Genomic DNA, 17,650 nt, shown 5'->3' with positions numbered 1-17,650 from the left:
AGGTTTATATTATTTATCTTCAGACTCTTTAGTTGGTAAGTCTTTTATTTCAACGCGAGTATTTGCTTCATAGTATTTTTGCGTGATTTTTTGCAAAATCTCGCGGCGTAACGGGCTTACATGGCCGACTTCTTTGGTTAAGTTTTCACCATAAGTAACAAAATTAGTATCGAAGCCCTCTGCTACTATACTCGGATCGGCGACAGTCGCGTTACCTCCACCATATTCAACATCGCTACCTAGAATGTCGGTAATATCGTAGTTATCGATACTAAAAGAGAGGTTTTGCACAACTTGGTCTTTATCTGGCTCTTGAATTACTAACGATTGAAGGTGGTCAGCTAAATCTTCTTCAAAGTTAGGAAAATAGTTTTTCTTTTCAAGGTATAAAGAAGAAACACGAGTGCTATGGTTACCTATCACACTACCGCGGTTTGAATTAACAAACTGCACTGCATTGGTGGTCAGGGCGGTAAACACATTTTTTGCTGTATATGGGTGGTCAAGCAAGTTTGGGCTGCCAATGTAGCCACGGTAGTAGCCATATATTAATAGCGGGTCATTGTTAAATAGCGGTGCAACAATGTTGTACTCAATATCGTTTAATGAATACTGGTTACCATTAAAGTTAAAGCGTGGCTTATCAAAAAAATTTGGTTCTTCGTTTAATAACTTGGTCAGGTTTTTAACAGGGTACTGCTGCACTAATTCATTGAGTACCGTCACGTTATAGAGGTTGAGCCAGTAAGCGAGTAACTCTGATTTTGGTAAGTTACTTAAATTAATTTTGTTTGGCAGGTCGGCCATATTTTCTTGCACTATTTGCAAGTCTTGCTTCATCTGAGGATTCTTTTTGTACGAATCATAATAAAAGCGGTTTGCTTCTGTTGCAGTCGACGGTTTTGGGTTCGACGACAACCGCGTGCCAATTTTGGTTGTGTTTTGTGAAATGCGATAGCGGTCTGACATACCTAAATCAATCACCGAGGCATTTAATATTTGCCCGTAGTCAGTGTACTCAAGGGTGATATTTGATTTTTCATCGTACTGATGAAATTGGCTAAATTTTTCTTGGTTAATAGCTGTTGTTGCTGTTTTATTAATAGGAGCCGTTGAATTACAGGCTGTAACTAGAATAAGTGATGTTGCTAATACGATGGGTTTTATAGCGTTTTTCATTTTTATGACCTTCCGTAGTTTAAAAAATAAACATAGCGTGGTTTTTTTATAAGCGCAACAATCTGTTGTTTTTGTTTAAAGTACTAACCTTTTTCGTTTCTTAAGTAGATACGGTGATGTTAGCTTCTGTGCCTTGCTGGGGTTTTGAGTTTATCGATAACTCAAAACCTTGGTTGCGCACAAGTTCTCGGGTGATCACAAGCCCTATACCTGTGCCATTTGCTTTGGTTGAGTAAAATGGCACGAACAAGTTATCAGGGTTTTGAATACCACAACCTTGGTCGCTAATTGCAATATTTAAGCTATCACCTTGCCTTGACCAAGTGAGGCTAGGGGCTGAATTGCTGCCTGCTTCAAAGGCATTTTTTATCAGGTTGATCAATGCTTGTTCTAGCTGGCCTAAGTCGGCATCAACATATAATTCTTCACTGCTATTTATCACTAGTTCAGGAAATATAGCGCTTAAACGTGTGTTTAGTTGCTCGCTACTGATTGTCTGTTTTTGTGCGGGGGGTAGCTTGGCAAACGCACTGTAACTGGCTACAAAATCAAGCAAGTGCTGAGCGCGTTTTTCTATAACTTGCAGCATATCTTGGGCGAGATCATCGTGACTGCTAATTTGTCCTTGGCGCTTAAGGGTTTGCAATGATTGACTCATTGAATAAATCGGCGTGAGTGAGTTACGCACTTCATGATTTAACACTCGAATTAACCGTTGCCAAACAAGTTGTTCATTATCGCGAAGCTGTTGCTCAATTGAAAAGAAGGTCAGTAATTCAAAGTTTCTGCCGGTCCGCCAAAAAGTCTGCGATGAGATTTGAAAGCGTTGTTTAAACAGTGAGTCGTTGTTTTGTTGCCATTCGCCATCATGCAGGGCAATGCCTAAGTCGCTGGCCGATTTACCTTCAATCTGGCGATGGATAATACTGTTTTTAAACGCCTTATTACTAAAGTAAATCAAGCCATGGGGGTCTAGTATAACGATGGGTAAGTCCAGCATGCTGGCAAACTCAAACACAAACTCTTCTGTTTGCATATAATGGCGCTTATTTTTGGCTATTTTATTGCTGAGCTTGGCAAAATCTTGCTTAAGCGCTGCGACTCGTCCACTTTGATAAGACGCTAAATGCCAACTATTACTTTCGTCATTTGCCAGTGCATCTAGTTGCAGACCAAAGCGTTCAATCACATCGATGATCACGCGGTAGCTTTTAATTAAAGCAAAAGCGCTTATCCCGATAAACGGCAATAATAGGCTAATACTGGCAAACCAATCTAGTTTTAAGCTGAGCGAAAGGGCAATACCAAGCGTAAATAGCACCGCTATAACCATAAAAAAATAGCGTCGAATACGCTGCTCTAACGACAACTTGCTACTCATTTAGCGTTCTACTTCTTTTAAATCGAGCTGATGTTTATCAATGCGACGATAAATCGCCGATTTACTTAATCCTAAAAATTCTCCTGCGGCGATAACATTACCATTAAATTGCAGCAGCGCTTTTTGAATCATTTGTTTCTCAAGCTCTTCAAGGGGCAATAGTGGCAAGGCTTGTTCAGCATTACTATTTGTTTGCTCGCAACTTGGTTGATCTAAAATGAGATCATTGGCTTGAATATTGTTGTTATCGCTCATGATCACCGCGCGTTCAATGCAGTGGCTTAGCTCACGAATATTACCAGGCCAGCTGTAGTTTTTTAGCGCGTTTAGAGCATCAGGACTTAGCGCCATATTTGCACGTTGGTATTTTTTACCATGCACCAATAATAAGTGTTCTGCCAAGGGGGCGATGTCGTCTTTTCTGTCGCGAAGCGGTGGAATGTGCAGTTCAATGGTATTGAGTCTAAATAATAAGTCACGGCGGAACTCACCCTGCTCAATGGCCGTAGCTAATTCACTATTGGTGGCAGAAATAATGCGAACATCGGCGGTTTTGGTTTGGCTTGAGCCTAGCACTTCAAACTCTTTGCTTTCTAGCACGCGGAGCATTTTACTTTGCAGCTCAAGGCTTAAAGTCGCAATTTCGTCTAAAAATAAGGTGCCGCCTTCGGCAATTTCAAAACGCCCTAAGCGGTCTTCTTTGGCATCAGTAAAAGAGCCTTTTTTATGGCCAAATAATTCACTTTCGAATAGCGTTGGCGCAATAGCGCCAATATTCACGCTTACATAGCGTTTATCACATCTGAGAGAATGCTTATGAATATAATGTGCTAATAAGCTTTTGCCAGTGCCATTTTCGCCGGTAATTAAAATGCTGGCATCGGTTTTAGCTGCGCGCTCAGCTTTGGCAAGCAACAGCTGCATGATTTCTGATTGAGCTATGTAATGTGCTTGTGTGTCACTGGTAAGCGCCTTTAAGCACGCGTTGTCGTGATTACTTTGCTTGAGCTTGAGTTGTTGTTGTACAACGGCGGTTAAGCGCAAGTTATTCCATGGCTTTTCAACAAAGTCGACTGCCCCTAATTGCATGGCTTTAACAGCGACGTCAATGCTGGCCCATGCGGTCATCACAATGACAGGTATGGTCGAACCTAATTGATTTAGTTGCTTTAAAAAGCGTAACCCTTCTTCACCAGAGGTGGTGTCGAGCTTGTAGTTCATATCAAGCAAAATCAGGCTAATGTGCTCCGATTTTAATAACTCAAGGGCATGTTCAGGGCCTTCGGCCTCATGGCAGTGTAAGCCTAATTGTTGTAATGCAACAGTAGCAGCCAGACGTACATCAGCTTGATCGTCTATGACTAAGATTTTGTCCATGATGTTTTCTTATTATCCTGTTGAGGTGGCTTAAATTTAAGCCACCATTTTGTGCTGTTAATCGTTACGTAGTGCGGCCATAGGTTTTGCTTTAAGCAGTAAAACCAAAGGTCTAAAGCAAGCGAATAGCGCAATACATAAGGTAATACTCCAAGCGAGTAATTGCAGTCTTACATCAAGTATCAGCCATGACATTAGCTGTCCTTGTAACATGTAAAAACCCACCATTACCGCGGCGAGAGCAACCGCAAAGCCAATGAGCACAGGGATAATAGCTTCAACACTCATCAGCTTGAATAAGCGCGCTTTTTTCGCACCTAATGCCATACGAATACCAAACTCATAACGGCGTAGACCCAGGTTGTAGCTCAGTACCCCAAAAATACCGATTGCTGCTAATAATAGAGTAAATAGCGCTAAGGTACTACACAGAACCACTGTCAGTCGGCTCATATACAGTAAATTGTCGTACTCTTGTTGCAGGTCATTAAACTGCCACATGGTTAAGTCGCTGTTCTTTTCTTTTAGCGTATTAAGTATTTGTTTATTAGTCAGCTTAACGCCTTCAGAAGCTTTGATAGTAAACATGTAGCTATACGGTGTTGCAGGCCACCAAATGTGACGACCAAACGATTCATCGTAGTATTTAGGGTGATTAAAATCTTCGGTTACACCCACCACTTCATACATCTTTTCTTCTAAGCCTTGGTAGCTCTTGCCGATAATATTTCTATAGTCTTGGCCTGGTAATAAGTTCTCTGCCACGCTGACTGATACCAGTATCTCGTTGGTTTCACCTCGTATTGCTTGTTCAGTAAAGGTGCGGCCGGCGAGAATTTTGGTATTAACTAAAGCAAAGTAATCAGGCCCTACCCACTGACTAGGGAAGAAAACTGAGCTTTTACCGTTTACATCAGTCAAGGTGTTGGCGTTTTGTCTTTGCGAAACAGGGCTGTGACCTAGGGCAACATCATCAATACCTTGGCTATCAAGCAAAACCTGCTTGTATTGCAGCATGTGTTCGTAGCGTTCAGCCAATGACATTTGATTATTTGGCTGGAACAGGTTGGCAAAATATAGGTTTTCGGTATCACTACCGAGTGGGCGGTTAATCGTGCCCATGGCTTTACTGACTACCATCACAGAAAAACTTACAAGCAGCGCGGCAACAAACATTTGTGAGCCAATTAAAATACGCACTGTGCGGCCAGATACCTGCGAAACACCGCCCTTACCACTGTTTTGCATTTGCGTATTTAGGGTTTTGTAATTTACCAAACGTGCTGTAATTACAGAGAAAATATAAGCAAGAGCAATACACAGTATAATGGCAACAATAACTAACGTGGTATCAACGGCTAAGCTATTCACCAGTGGTAAACGCCCTTCTGCCAATACTTTAAATAAACGTATGCCCCATACCGATAAAAACAGCGCAATGCTTACCGATAAGGTCATTAAAATCAGTGATTGTAAAAAGATACTTTTAAATAGCGTGCTGCGTTTTGCACCTAACACCGCCTGCAAGGCGAGGGTTTTATGTTGAGCAAAAGCGCGTGAGAAGAACAAAGTGCTTACATTAAGTACTGCAATAATCAGTAGCCCTACCGCACCGGCTAACATCATCAAGCTTAAGTCATCGTTATTACCCAGCTCAACGTCACGATAAGGGGTTACTTCAGGTTTTACATCGGTGATCCCCCCGTTGTTTAGCCATTCTGATTTAACCGTATCAATTTGCTGTTTTAAATCGACTTTAACTTGATCTATGGTGACCCCAGGCTTTAAAACAGCAATTAGTTTTAGGTTTTTGAACGTGTTTGTCCATGGGCTTTGCCAATCGTCATTGTGAAAGAAACGGCGGTCAGCACTGGATGGAAACCACACTTCAACATCACTTGCTTTAAACATGTAAGGTGGGCTGAATGAGTCATCAACAACACCGACGATACGGTGAACATAATCGGTTTCACCAGCCATGACTGAGAGTGTTTTACCAATAATGTTCGGGTCGCTGTTGTAATGTTTGCGCCAGAAGTTAGCAGATATAACAACCCGGTCATCAGGAGTTTCTAGCGTTTCTCCAAGGTCAAAACCTTGTCCCATTAAAAATGGCGTGTTTAATAAGTCAAAATAGTTGCCGCCAACATACAGCACAGGCTCTTTCGGTTCGCCATCAAGGTTTGCAAAAATTTGCTCACCTGCATTGATCATCATACTTTGTTCAAAGCTTTGATTATGCTTAAGCCAATGCACCATCGACTGATAGCTTTGAAAGCCAGTAGCATCATAGTCATCATAGGTAAGTGATTGCTCAACCACCACCATGCGGCTTTCATCGTACACATCAAGGGGCTTTAAAAAGTAGCTGTTAACAAGGCTAAGCACCACAAACATGGTGGCCAGTGTTAAAGCAAGCGTTGCGATAACCGCAGTGACAAAACCCGGTGCATTCATTAATGATGCCCACGCTAAGCTTAATTGGGCGCGTGTTTTGGTTAATTTCATCACATCACCTCGGCGCTTTCGAGAACTTGCTCTGCAGTGTCGCTGCTAGGTGCTTGGCGAGCTTCAGAGTAGGAAACAATTTCACCATCTAACAATTTAAGTTGCGTTTTAGCGCGCCCGGCATAACGTAAGTCATGGGTTACCATACAAATCGTGGTGCCTTTTTTATTTAGCTCATCGAGCAAGTCCATGACAGCATCACCATTTTTTGAATCTAAGTTACCGGTTGGCTCATCCACCAATAAAATGCTTGGCTTGCCAGCCAATGCGCGGGCAATGGCAATACGCTGTTGTTGACCACCAGATAATTGGTTTGGTTTATGCTGAGCACGGTGGCCCATTTCAACTTCATCAAGGGCTTGTTTTACCGCAAGCTCTATTTCGCTCGGGCTCATGGCTGGCTCTCGGTAAGTGAGCGGCAGTGCCACGTTGTCAAACACCGATAATTCATCAATTAGGTTAAACGACTGAAATATAAAACCAATGTGAAGGTTTCTAAGTTCAGCTTGCTGATCCATATCGAGGGTTTTTGTGTCGACTTCTTTAATGAAATAGTCGCCAGCAGTTGGGCTATCTAGTAAGCCTAGTAATGACAGCAACGTCGATTTACCACAGCCAGATGGGCCGCTAATGCAAATATAGTCACCCTGGTTAATATTCAGGCTGATGTCTTTTAATGCATAGGTTTCAACATTTTGGCCGCGATAAACTTTGGCGATTTTGTTTAATGAGATAAGCGTGTTGGTTTTCATAAGCTGTCCTGTTCGATTTTTATTGTTGCCAAATGCTGCCATTTAGAAAGGTCAGAAATGATCAGCTGTTCGCCCACGGTGGCACCGCTCAAAAGTTGAATTTGATTGTCACTGAGTGTACCAAATTCGATATTAGTTGGCGTTGCTAACTGGGTATTTGGATTAAGTTTAAATAGCGTGGCTTCGCTGTGTGCTTGCGCTTTTTGCGGCACGTTAATGGTTAACGCATCGGGAATAATGTTGCTAACAACATAACCTTCAATGCTTAAATCTGGGCGAGCATTGGCAGGCAGTGTGCCTTGTAAATCAAGTTCAATAATAACCCGACCATCGGTAACGATAGGGTCAATTCGGGTGACTTTGGCATCAACTTCACCGTGGCTTGCTTGGCTAAAGGTGTTTACTTTTGCTGCCATATTGAGTGCCACTTTTTCGGCATCAGCTTGCTTCACACTCAGCTCTGCTTTTAGTGCTTTGTTTGAGCCAACCACAGCAAGGCGGGTGCCCGGCACTAGGTTCTGACCAAGTTCAACATTCAATTCTTGTAGCATGCCATCGATACCTGCCGTTATTTGCAGCTGATCAAAAGCGTGTTGCTCAACTTGATAATTAAGCTCAAATTGGCTTAATAGCTCTTGCTGTATTTTGCTACGTTGTAAGTGCATTTCTTTGAGCTGAGCGAGGCGTTGCTGCTCGATACTTACGCGCTCTGTAAGCTGTGCAACGTTTAGCATGCTTCGTTTATAATCTAGGCTTGAAACAATTCCTTGTTCGATCAGTTTACTTTCGGCATCGACTCTAAGCTCTGCGCTTTGTAGCTCACTTTTTAAAATGGCGAGATTCGCTTGGCGTTCAAGTAGCTCACTTTGCTGGTTAATTTTTTGCTCATTAACACTGGCTTTTTGGCGAGCGAGTTCTAGCCGAGCGACCGATAAACGCTGCGCTTGCTGAGGGTTTACTAGGCTTAAAATCACCGTGTTTTTGTTAACAATAGTGCCGGGGTAAACGTGGATAGCTTCGACCATTGCGGTGTCAGTATTGGTTAAATAGCGTTGATACTTCGGTTTTAAACGGCCAAAGCCACGTATTTTTACTACAAAATCGGCTTGTTCTACGGTTGCTATTTGCAATTGGCTGGCAGAAACTACTGTGGGTGTCGCCCATTGATAAACCATTATAGCGCCAAGCGCTGACACGCTAATAGCTGCACCAATAAGCCATTTTTTAGCTTTTGATTGCTGAGGTTTACGTTTTAGAGTGCTGTCTAAATCCATTGGCTATATTTCATTGTGTTGTAAGTTTAGCAACACAAAAGCGAGGAACGTGCCAAGGTTTAATCTATTGATTTTTATCGTTTTTAATTTTGTGATTAGGTGGGCTTTCCCACTTTTGGGATTAATAAAATCAAAAGTGGGACAAACTATAATGCAGTGTTTACTGGGTTAATTCTGCAAGTTTAGCCAGTTGCTTTTTAGCATGTGCGTTATCAGGTTTAAGCTTGAGTACTTGGTTATAGTTGGCTATTGCTTGTTTAAGGTTACCGAGATACCAGTACGCTTCTGCTAGGCTATCAAAGGTATTGTAACTATTAGGGTAAAGGTGTGTGTTAAGCTTAAAAACCGCTAATGCTTCATTGAGTTTGTCTTGGTTGATAAGCGAATAACCCCATAAGTTAATATCGTTTTCAGCAAATTGAATCTTCTTTTCTTTGCTTAATTGATCCGCAGCCGCAATTGCATTTTCGTAGCCTTGTACTTCAAGAACTTGCCATAAGCGTTTTATATTTTTGGGCAGGCCAAAGCCATTCTCTTGTTTCATTTCTGGAATATAAAAGCCAGCAATTTCATCTACAAATTGCGATGGCATTGCACCCATTAAGTTGGTTAAGATCACAATTGACATATTATCTTCTGGGTAAACAAAGATACCAGCCCTGTTACCACCCACAGCGGCTAATGCAGGATGCTCTTCTCGGTCCATAACAGGCCAGCCAAGACTGTAGCCGTTTAAACGTTGATTGAAGCCTTGAGTGTGACCGCTTCTTAGGCGAGTCGGAGTCCACATTTGCTGTATACTGTCTTCACTAATAAATTGATTTGTTTGTAAAGCGATTAGCCAATTTGCCAATTCTGCTGCTGTTGATGCCATGCCTGCGGCGGTTTGTAACATTTCAGAAAAAATGGCTTCTCTTGAGTTGAACAGTTCATCGCCTTGATTTTCGTATCGTCTTGCTGAGTGCTTTACAACATTGTTGAGGTTATTAAAGCCCGCTTCAAGTGTTCTGCTCATTTCAGCCTGCTGTAATTGGTTTTTTTCGATAAATTGCTGAAATGGCATCCCCGATAGTTTGTTAATTAACTTACCAATAATAACGTAATTTGTTTGGTTGTATTTAAAGCGAGTGCCTGTTTCGAATTCTAATGGCTTGGTTTGAACTAGTTGCCATGCATCATCGGGTCCTTGATCTGAGATTAAATCAGCAACTTCACCTTTTATTATGTCAGGTAAGCCTGATGTATGGCTCATTAACTCTCTGGTTGATATAGCGTGCCACTCAGTTGGCAATTCTGGCAGATAAGTGCCAATAGGCGCATTAAGATCTAATTTCTTTTGCTCAACAAGCTGCATCAGCGCCACACCAACAAAAGCTTTTGTTGCAGAATTAATGGCAAATAAAGTGTTGCCATCAACGGCGATATTATCTTCAATATTTGCAACTCCGTAGCTGGCAACTTTAGTTACTTTATTATCTCGAACGACGGCGAGTTGTAGCCCTGGAATATTTCTTTTTTGCATTAACTGAACCACCCATTGGTCAAGCTCATCTGCATGTGCAGAAAAGGCGCAGAAACTGGCTGATAGCAGTGTTATGGTCGGAAGAATTAATTTTTTTGCTAGTTTTTTGCAAGCTGTGTACACGATGTTGTCCTTAGTGTTCATTTTTATCTATTATTTTTTACTTAGATAGTTTTGATGTGAGCACTAAAGCGAGGAGTATGCCAATGTTTAACGTTTTGAAATTTATAGTTTTTATTTTGTTTTTTGATTTGGGAATTCCCATTTATGGGAATTTCAAATTAAAACTGGGAGTGAAAGCTTAAATTAGCTTTCTTCGATTTTGCCAACCTGTGAAAGTTGATTAAACAAAATGCCCGCTTGGGTGCGGTTATAAACATTAAGCTTGCGTAAAATCGCTGAAACATGCTGCTTGATAGTAGTTTCTTGAATCGACATTTCAAAAGCGATTTGTTTATTCAATAAACCGTCGGCAATCATCGCCAATACGCGATATTGCTGTGGTGTAAGCTTTTCAAGATTGCGAGCAAATTCGCTTTGTTCGTCGTTTATCACTACATCGGTTAAATCAACTTCGGGTGGTAGCCAAGTGTCGCCATTTAATACATGGCTAATTGCTTCACTGATGACATCTAAAGAAGATGACTTAGGAATATAGCCTGCAGCGCCAAGACTCATGGCTTGTTTGATTATGGCGGGGGTTTCATTGGCAGAGACCATAATCACTAAGATATCTGGGTAGTGATTTCGTAATTGCGAAAGGGCTTGTAGGCCATTTGCACCTGGAATAGTTAGGTCTAAGAATATCAGTTCAATTTCAGGATGTGCATTTAATAGTGCGAACAAGCCATCAATGTCACTTGTTTCTTTAATATGTTCTTCGGGCACTGATGTCGCGGCGGCTTGACGCAGTGCACTTCTAAATAACGGGTGATCATCGGCGATTATAGTGTTCACAGCTAAAGACATTCCCTCGATTCTCCAATGCGTTATGTTATAAGTGATTTTGCGCTTTGAAACAAGGTTTGCCTGAAGGGAAGTTTCAGACAAACCTTTCTCACACAAGGATTTAGGTTCTTTTTTAGAAACGGTAACCAACAGTGAAGGCAACAGTGCGAGGGTCGCCGTAGTAACCGATTAGCGTATTATCACCACCTAAACCAGGGGTGTATTTGCTCGTATCAGTTGGATCTGTTGGATCAGGTGCTACGAATTGGTAACCACCAATCATGTACTCTTCATCCGTTAAGTTTTTGCCGTAAAGACCAGCAGTCCAGTGACCGTCCGTGCTGTACCAAGTAATGCCCATGTTAAAGATACCGTAAGCATCTTGAGTGAGTAGGCTATCTTCTTCGAATAGAGCGTAGTCGCCTCGGTGGTAGTAGTTACCATTTACTACAAAATCACCCATTTCTGTGTACATGCGATAGGTCGCACCTAGATTGAAGGTCAAATCTGGCGTGTTTGATACTGTGAAGCGATCTGATTTGTCGAATGCCTCACCTGTTTCAGGGTCGTAATCAATTACGTTATCAAAGCTACTGTCTATATAGCCAATTGATGCATCAAAGCTTAGTGATTCTGTGGCTACGTAGTTAAGTTCAAGTTCGATACCATCTGAGGTTGATTCACCAATGTTACCTAAGCGTTGGTTTAGATCAGATGCACTGTCTCCCGGTAACACCGAAATATACTGACGGTCTTTATGATCAAGGGTGAACAAGGTTACGTTCGCACGTAAGTTATTATTCCACTCACTCTTCATACCGATTTCGAATGAATCAACGATTTCAGGTTTTGCTGCAGGCTCTGCGGTTGTTGCTCGCGGGTTGAAAGTACCTGACTTAAAGCCTTGCGCATAACTTGCAAAGAACATGATGTCGTTTGAATACTGATATTCAACACCAGCACGTGGTGTGAAGCGTGACCATTCTTCTTCATCATCTAGTACGGTTGGTACGAGTTGACCTTCTGGGCGAGTATAACCAGGGATCCAACCTGATTCTGGATATACAATGTCAAAAATTAGGCCGTTGTTAACAAGCGCCTCTTTTTTGTCTTTGGTGTAACGTGCACCCAATGTCATTGACCATTGATCATTAAAGTCATAGCTACCTTGAATATACGCAGCTTTACTATTTGAGTTACTACAACCACTAACTTCACGAGTGAGGCCAGGAGCGCCTAAGCTTTGACCTAAGATACCTAAAATTGCCTCAAACTGGCCACATGATTCACCATCGTAATAGTAAAGGCCAGATACAAATTTGTAGTTATCACCTTGATGGTTTAGCTGTAATTCGTGAGTAGTTTGTTCATCATCGTAAATAGCGGGTACATCGAAAATCGGCAACGACGTATTATCAAAGTCGATATTAGTTGGTGAGTAGCTCTCTCGGCTTGAGCCTATGTATTTTATGCTCGTGCTGTCAGTCATATCCCAACGAGCAGTTAAGCTGTAGCCTTCTAGTTCAACTTTGTTCCATGTTGGTAAGCTGGTGTATGAGTCATACACACTGTCTGGAACTGGTGCATCTGTTAGTAGGCTAGGAAGTAAGCGGTAGCCACCTTTCGCGTTAGATTTATCTTCTGTTTTATCCCACGCAAAACGGAAAAATAGGTCATCAGTAGGCGTGTATTCTAAAGTAACACGAGCTGCGGTAACGTCTTTGTTGTAGTTTTCGCGGTCTTGGTTATCAAGAGCTGATGTTAAAAACTCACCAAAACCATCACGATTAAGTGTTGCAAAACCAAAACCTACATAGAGTTTTTCGTCAATAATTGGCAGTTGACCAGTAATTTTTAAATCTTTTTGGTTATAGCTACCTACAGTGCCTTGTATATTTAAAGTTGCATCACCGCTCATTTCTTTGGTGACGTATTTAATTGCACCACCAATGGTATTTTTACCGTAAAGCGTACCTTGTGGACCACGTAATACTTCGATTTGTTGCACATCAAGAAGGTCAAGCACCGCACCTTGTGGGCGAGCAAGATAGACATCATCAATATAGATACCAACACCCGGCTCATAACCCCACAATGGGTCTTGCTGACCTACACCACGAATAAACGCAGTAATTGTAGAGTTAGTACCACGGCTTGCTTGCAAGGTGGTATTTGGCGAGAACTGCTGAACTTCGGTCATGACGACGATACCGTTTTCTGCAAGCTCTTCAGCACCAACTGAAGTTACAGCAACAGGAACTTCTTGCAGGTTTTCAACGGTTTTACGCGCTGTTACCTGAATACGTTCTAGTTCCCCTTTTTTTGCTGCAGGTTCGGCTTGTTCTGCCGCTTGAGCACTGACACCTGCTAATGCAAGTGATACAGCCAGAGTAAGTGGCGCGACTTTTGGGTTAAGCTTTATCATGTTGTATTCCTTGTTATTGTTGTCATTAGTCTTATGGCCACTCTCGTTGATGTTGCCGAAGACTTAATAAGTTTGCCCGTGTCACCTGTCAGTTAATGTAGAAGATAGTTGCAAAAATTGAATTAGTACCATAGTGCTATACCCACCACAGCTCTTTATTTATCAAGCAATTAAGCTATTTTTAAAGCAGATAGTACCTTAGTGTTATGTATTTTTTAGGCGCTTAAGGTAAGACTGATAGCATTATTCCGATGTCACCTCATCTGTGTAATAACAATAATTATAGGAATGTCTATGCTGAGCATGATAGGACTGTTAGGCGGTTTAATACTGCTGATCATTTTAACGCTGCGTGGGGTAAATTTATTTATCGCCGCGCCAATCTGTGCGTTGTTAGTCGCACTTAGTAGTGGCATGGCCATTTTCCCTGTATCGGCAGATACAAACTTTATTAACGCCTATATGGATGGCTTTGCTGGTTTCTTAAGTGCGTGGTTCTTTATGTTCTTGCTGGGTTCTTTATTCGGTAAGTTCATGGAAGATACCGGTGCTGCAGACAGTGTTGCGAGCTATATTGTAGGCAAACTAGGTATGAAACACGCAGTTCTTGCGGTGGTGATCGCCTGTGCAGTTTTAACCTACGGCGGCGTGAGCGTCTTTATTGTTGCGTTTTCTGTTTACCCAATGGCATTAAGTTTGTTTAAAGATGCAAACTTACCGCGCCGCTTTATTCCAGCAACCCTGGCATTTGGCTCGGTGACCTTTACCATGACTTCGGCAGGCTCGCCAGAAATTCAAAACTGGATCCCGGTTAAGCACCTTGGCACGTCGCCATATGCAGCATGGGAAGTGAGCTTAGTGGTGGCCATTTTCATGGCAACAGTAGGTTATTTTTGGTTAAACAAGATGATCAAAAAAGCCGTTGCCAATGGTGAAACTTTTGAAGCTCGTGATGATGATCCTGTCATTATTGAGCGTCGTCGTCCGCACCCAATTACTGGTGTGATCCCGCTAATCGTGGTGTTACTTTTATCATTTACTCTACATGATGTACTGCAGCAAACAGCACTTATTGTAGCCTTGCTTGGTGGCGTATTGAGTATTGTGATTATCAACTTCAAGCATTTTCACGATATGGGAAATGCAATTAATGTTGGTACAACAGGCGCTTTAGTGGCAATCGGTAATACTGCAGCAGTGGTTGGTTTTGGAGCTGTAGCGAAAGTATCACCGGCATTTACCGCAGCAGTAGATGTGATGACTCATATGCCTGGGAATGAGCTGGTTGGCGCTGCAGTGGCAGTGAGTGTAATTGCTGGTTTAACGGGCTCTGCTTCTGGCGGGCAAGCTATTGCATTACCACTTGTAGCACCGGGTTATTTAGATATGGGAGTTAATCCTGAACAGCTGCACCGCGTGGTGGCAATTAGTTCTGGAGCTCTCGATACCTTGCCGCATAATGGCTATGTAGTGACAACAATACGCGCTATCTGTAAAGAAACGCATCAACGAGCGTATTGGTCAATGGCAGCACTTACTGCGGTCGTTCCGCTTATCGGTGTCGCATTGGCACTTGGACTCTTTATTTTCTTTTAAGGAACAGCAATGAAAACCAAATTAATAATTTTGCTATGGCTGGTTGTATTTAGTAGTACTGCGTTTGGCGCCGAAAACAAAGCCGAAACCATGCTAGTGGAAAAACAGCATTTTACGACAAAGGATTTTACCACTGTGTCTGGCGTGACCTTGGAGCAAGTGGATATTGGCTGGGAAAGTTACGGAAAACTAAACGCCAATAAAGATAACGTGATTTTAATTACTCATTATTTCTCTGGCACTTCTCATGCCGCAGGCAAATATAAAGCGGATGATGCCCTACCGGGTTATTGGGATGCGATTATCGGCTCAGGCAAAGCTATCGATACGAATAAATATTATGTGATTAGTTCAGATACGTTAGTGAATGCCAACTGGCATGATGAAAATGTAATCACCACAGGCCCTGCGTCAACTAATCCTAAAACAGGCAAACCTTATGGTTTAGATTTTCCTGTGGTTACGATTACTGATTTTGTGAATGTGCAAAAGCGTTTACTTGAAAGCCTAGGTATCACTAAGTTACATGCTGTGATGGGCGCATCAATGGGGTCGTTTCAAGCACTTGAGTGGGCAACGCGTTACCCAGATAAAGTTGAGCGTTTAATTCATGTGATTGGCGCTGCAACGATGGATGCATGGACAGTCGCAGCACTTGAAAAATGGGCGTTACCAATTCGTTTAGATAAAAACTGGCAGCAAGGTAATTATTACGGCAAAGAGCGTCCGTTAGATGGCTTAGCGGCAACCATGCTTAATATTACGCAAGATGCGATGCATCCAATTATTTATAACGCGAGCTTCCCTGACTTTAACGTGCTTGATGAAGGCGCGTTAAAAGACATTCGTACCTTGCCTAAGTTAAACCAAGTACTAGCACAACGTGCAATGGCGCGTGCGAAAACCCAAGATGCAAATCATGTACTTTATTTGGTCCGGGCATCACAACTATTTACCGCTGGCATGCAAAGCGATTTAACAACTGCACTTAAAAATGTATCCGCCAAAACATTATTACTACCCGCAACGAACGACTTACTGCTTCGCCCTGAAAACATGCGCACCGTGTTTGACACCATGAAAGCAGCAGGTAAAGACGTTGAGATTTCAGAAATTGAAGGGGGCTGGGGACACCTTGATGGCATTTTCTCAATCGCCCCTAAAGCGCAGCTTATCAGTGAGTTTTTAGAGGAGTAACCCGATGAGCAAAACAGTTTTAATTACTGGTGCAGCCAGTGGTATTGGTTTATATGTTGCCCAGCAACTAGCGATGCAAGGCCACACTATTATTGTCACTGATTTAAATCAGCAAGCTGCAAAACAGGCGGCAGCAGGTATTGTTGAGCAAGGTGGTAGCGCCGAAGGGTATGCACTTAATGTGGCAGATAGTGATGCAATAGAGCAGTTTTTCAATGAGCTTAATCAGCCGATTGATGTGCTTATTAATAATGCGGGTATTCAGCACGTTGCAAAGCTTGAAGATTTTCCGGCTGATAAGTGGCAGTTTTTACAGCAAGTTATGCTCGTTGGCCCGGCGATGATGACCAAAGCCGTGCTACCACGAATGCGTGAACAAGACTTTGGTCGCATCATTAATATTGGTTCAATCCACGCCATGGTGGCGTCCAAATATAAGTCAGCTTATATCGCTGCGAAGCATGGCTTAATCGGCTTTGCTAAAACTATGGCACTGGAAACTGGCGATGCCAATATCACTATTAACACTGTGTGCCCAGCGTATGTAAAAACGCCGCTAGTGGAGCAACAAATTGCCTCACAAGCAAAAGAGCACGGTATTTCAGAGCAACAAGTGATTGACACGATTATGCTGGCACCAATGCCGAAAAAAGCATTTATCGGTTTAGATGAGATCCTGCATACCGTTAGCTTTTTAATGGCCGATGCAGCACGCAATATTACCGCCCAAGCAATCGCCATTGATGGCGGTTGGACTGCACAATAGGAGGAGCCAATGGCAGGTTTTGATAAAGTAGTTACAAGTTACAGCGAAGCGATGGCAGGCCTTGAAGATGGCATGACAGTGATAGCGGGTGGTTTTGGTTTATGCGGTATTCCTGAGGGTCTGATTGCACAAATTAAACGTCAAGGCACCCGTGATTTAACTGTGGTATCGAATAACTGTGGCGTTGATGGTTTTGGTTTAGGTGTGCTGCTTGAAGACAAACAGATCAGCAAGATGGTTGCCTCTTACGTTGGTGAAAACGCACTATTTGAGCAGCAGCTATTAAATGGTGAACTTGAAGTTGAGCTAACACCGCAAGGCACTTTAGCTGAAAAAATGCGTGCTGGCGGGGCGGGCATCCCTGCATTTTATACCGCAACAGGGGTGGGGACCCCGGTAGCTGACGGTAAAGAAACCCGCAATATTAATGGTCGCGATTATTTATTAGAGCCAAGCATTACTGGCGATTTTGCGATAGTTAAAGCATGGAAAGCAGATCGCTACGGTAACTGCATTTATCGTCATACGGCGATGAATTTTAATCCGATGGCAGCAACCGCAGGCAAAGTTACGGTTCTTGAAGTTGAAGAAATTGTTGAGCCAGGAGAGCTGGAGCCAAGCCAAATTCACACGCCGGGTATCTATATTGATCGGGTGATTAAGGGTGAATTTGAAAAGCGCATCGAGAAAGTTACCACTAAGCAAGAGAATCAATAAGGAGCACG

Annotated in this window: 13 protein-coding genes; 4 read left to right on the top strand and 9 right to left on the bottom strand. The window is 42.5% G+C overall.

Annotated elements, in window-relative coordinates; translation table 11 throughout:
- Window positions 1-9 precede the first annotated feature (9 nt).
- From J8Z25_RS16530 to J8Z25_RS16490, 9 genes are all read right to left on the bottom strand, one after another.
- Entirely contained in the window at window positions 10-1,179 is a 1,170-nt protein-coding gene (locus J8Z25_RS16530) for a DUF547 domain-containing protein (RefSeq protein ID WP_167658255.1), read from the bottom strand.
- A 100-nt stretch (window positions 1,180-1,279) separates the two neighbouring features.
- On the bottom strand, window positions 1,280-2,560 hold the full coding sequence (locus tag J8Z25_RS16525) for a sensor histidine kinase (RefSeq protein ID WP_250661433.1): 1,281 nt from the start codon (window positions 2,558-2,560) through the stop codon (window positions 1,280-1,282).
- Entirely contained in the window at window positions 2,561-3,937 is a 1,377-nt protein-coding gene (locus J8Z25_RS16520) for a sigma-54-dependent transcriptional regulator (protein ID WP_250661432.1), read from the bottom strand.
- Between the two features lie 57 nt (window positions 3,938-3,994).
- A complete protein-coding gene (locus tag J8Z25_RS16515) occupies window positions 3,995-6,445 on the bottom strand; it encodes an ABC transporter permease (RefSeq protein ID WP_250661431.1) in 2,451 nt (816 codons plus the stop codon).
- Window positions 6,445-7,197 carry an ABC transporter ATP-binding protein gene (locus tag J8Z25_RS16510; RefSeq protein WP_130050224.1) on the bottom strand — a complete coding sequence of 251 codons (753 nt, stop codon included), beginning with the start codon at window positions 7,195-7,197 and terminating at the stop codon, window positions 6,445-6,447. Before J8Z25_RS16510 ends, J8Z25_RS16515 begins: the two co-directional genes overlap by 1 nt.
- Window positions 7,194-8,471 (bottom strand): efflux RND transporter periplasmic adaptor subunit, encoded by a 1,278-nt coding sequence (locus J8Z25_RS16505; protein ID WP_178926386.1) that lies wholly within the window; start codon window positions 8,469-8,471, stop codon window positions 7,194-7,196. The genes J8Z25_RS16510 and J8Z25_RS16505 overlap by 4 nt, the downstream gene beginning before the upstream one ends.
- Window positions 8,472-8,631: 160 nt before the next feature.
- Window positions 8,632-10,116, bottom strand: coding sequence for a serine hydrolase domain-containing protein (locus tag J8Z25_RS16500; protein ID WP_502934606.1), 1,485 nt, complete (start codon window positions 10,114-10,116; stop codon window positions 8,632-8,634).
- A gap of 183 nt (window positions 10,117-10,299) precedes the next feature.
- The gene (locus J8Z25_RS16495; protein ID WP_130050227.1) at window positions 10,300-10,962 is read right to left on the bottom strand and encodes a response regulator transcription factor; all 663 of its coding nucleotides are present in this window, start codon (window positions 10,960-10,962) and stop codon (window positions 10,300-10,302) included.
- A gap of 112 nt (window positions 10,963-11,074) precedes the next feature.
- Window positions 11,075-13,366 (bottom strand): TonB-dependent receptor, encoded by a 2,292-nt coding sequence (locus tag J8Z25_RS16490; RefSeq protein WP_130050228.1) that lies wholly within the window; start codon window positions 13,364-13,366, stop codon window positions 11,075-11,077.
- A 294-nt stretch (window positions 13,367-13,660) separates the two neighbouring features.
- Here J8Z25_RS16490 and J8Z25_RS16485 point away from each other — a divergent pair, with 294 nt between their 5' ends.
- The 4 genes from J8Z25_RS16485 to J8Z25_RS16470 are packed head-to-tail and all read left to right on the top strand — an operon-like array spanning window position 13,661 to window position 17,642.
- The gene (locus J8Z25_RS16485) at window positions 13,661-14,962 is read left to right on the top strand and encodes a GntP family permease (RefSeq protein WP_130050229.1); all 1,302 of its coding nucleotides are present in this window, start codon (window positions 13,661-13,663) and stop codon (window positions 14,960-14,962) included.
- Between the two features lie 9 nt (window positions 14,963-14,971).
- On the top strand, window positions 14,972-16,159 hold the full coding sequence (locus J8Z25_RS16480; protein WP_250661429.1) for an E22 family MetX-like putative esterase: 1,188 nt from the start codon (window positions 14,972-14,974) through the stop codon (window positions 16,157-16,159).
- A 4-nt stretch (window positions 16,160-16,163) separates the two neighbouring features.
- Complete coding sequence (locus J8Z25_RS16475; protein ID WP_130050231.1) at window positions 16,164-16,925, top strand: 3-hydroxybutyrate dehydrogenase; 762 nt, start codon at window positions 16,164-16,166, stop codon at window positions 16,923-16,925.
- A 9-nt stretch (window positions 16,926-16,934) separates the two neighbouring features.
- Window positions 16,935-17,642 (top strand): CoA transferase subunit A, encoded by a 708-nt coding sequence (locus J8Z25_RS16470; protein ID WP_130050232.1) that lies wholly within the window; start codon window positions 16,935-16,937, stop codon window positions 17,640-17,642.
- The last annotated feature ends 8 nt before the right edge of the window (window positions 17,643-17,650 follow it).

It is taken from the genome of Pseudoalteromonas sp. SCSIO 43101 (assembly GCF_023650775.1).
GTDB lineage: Bacteria > Pseudomonadota > Gammaproteobacteria > Enterobacterales > Alteromonadaceae > Pseudoalteromonas > Pseudoalteromonas apostichopi.
Note: the sequence above shows the minus strand (reverse complement) of the source record. Positions and strands in the feature narration are given on the sequence as shown.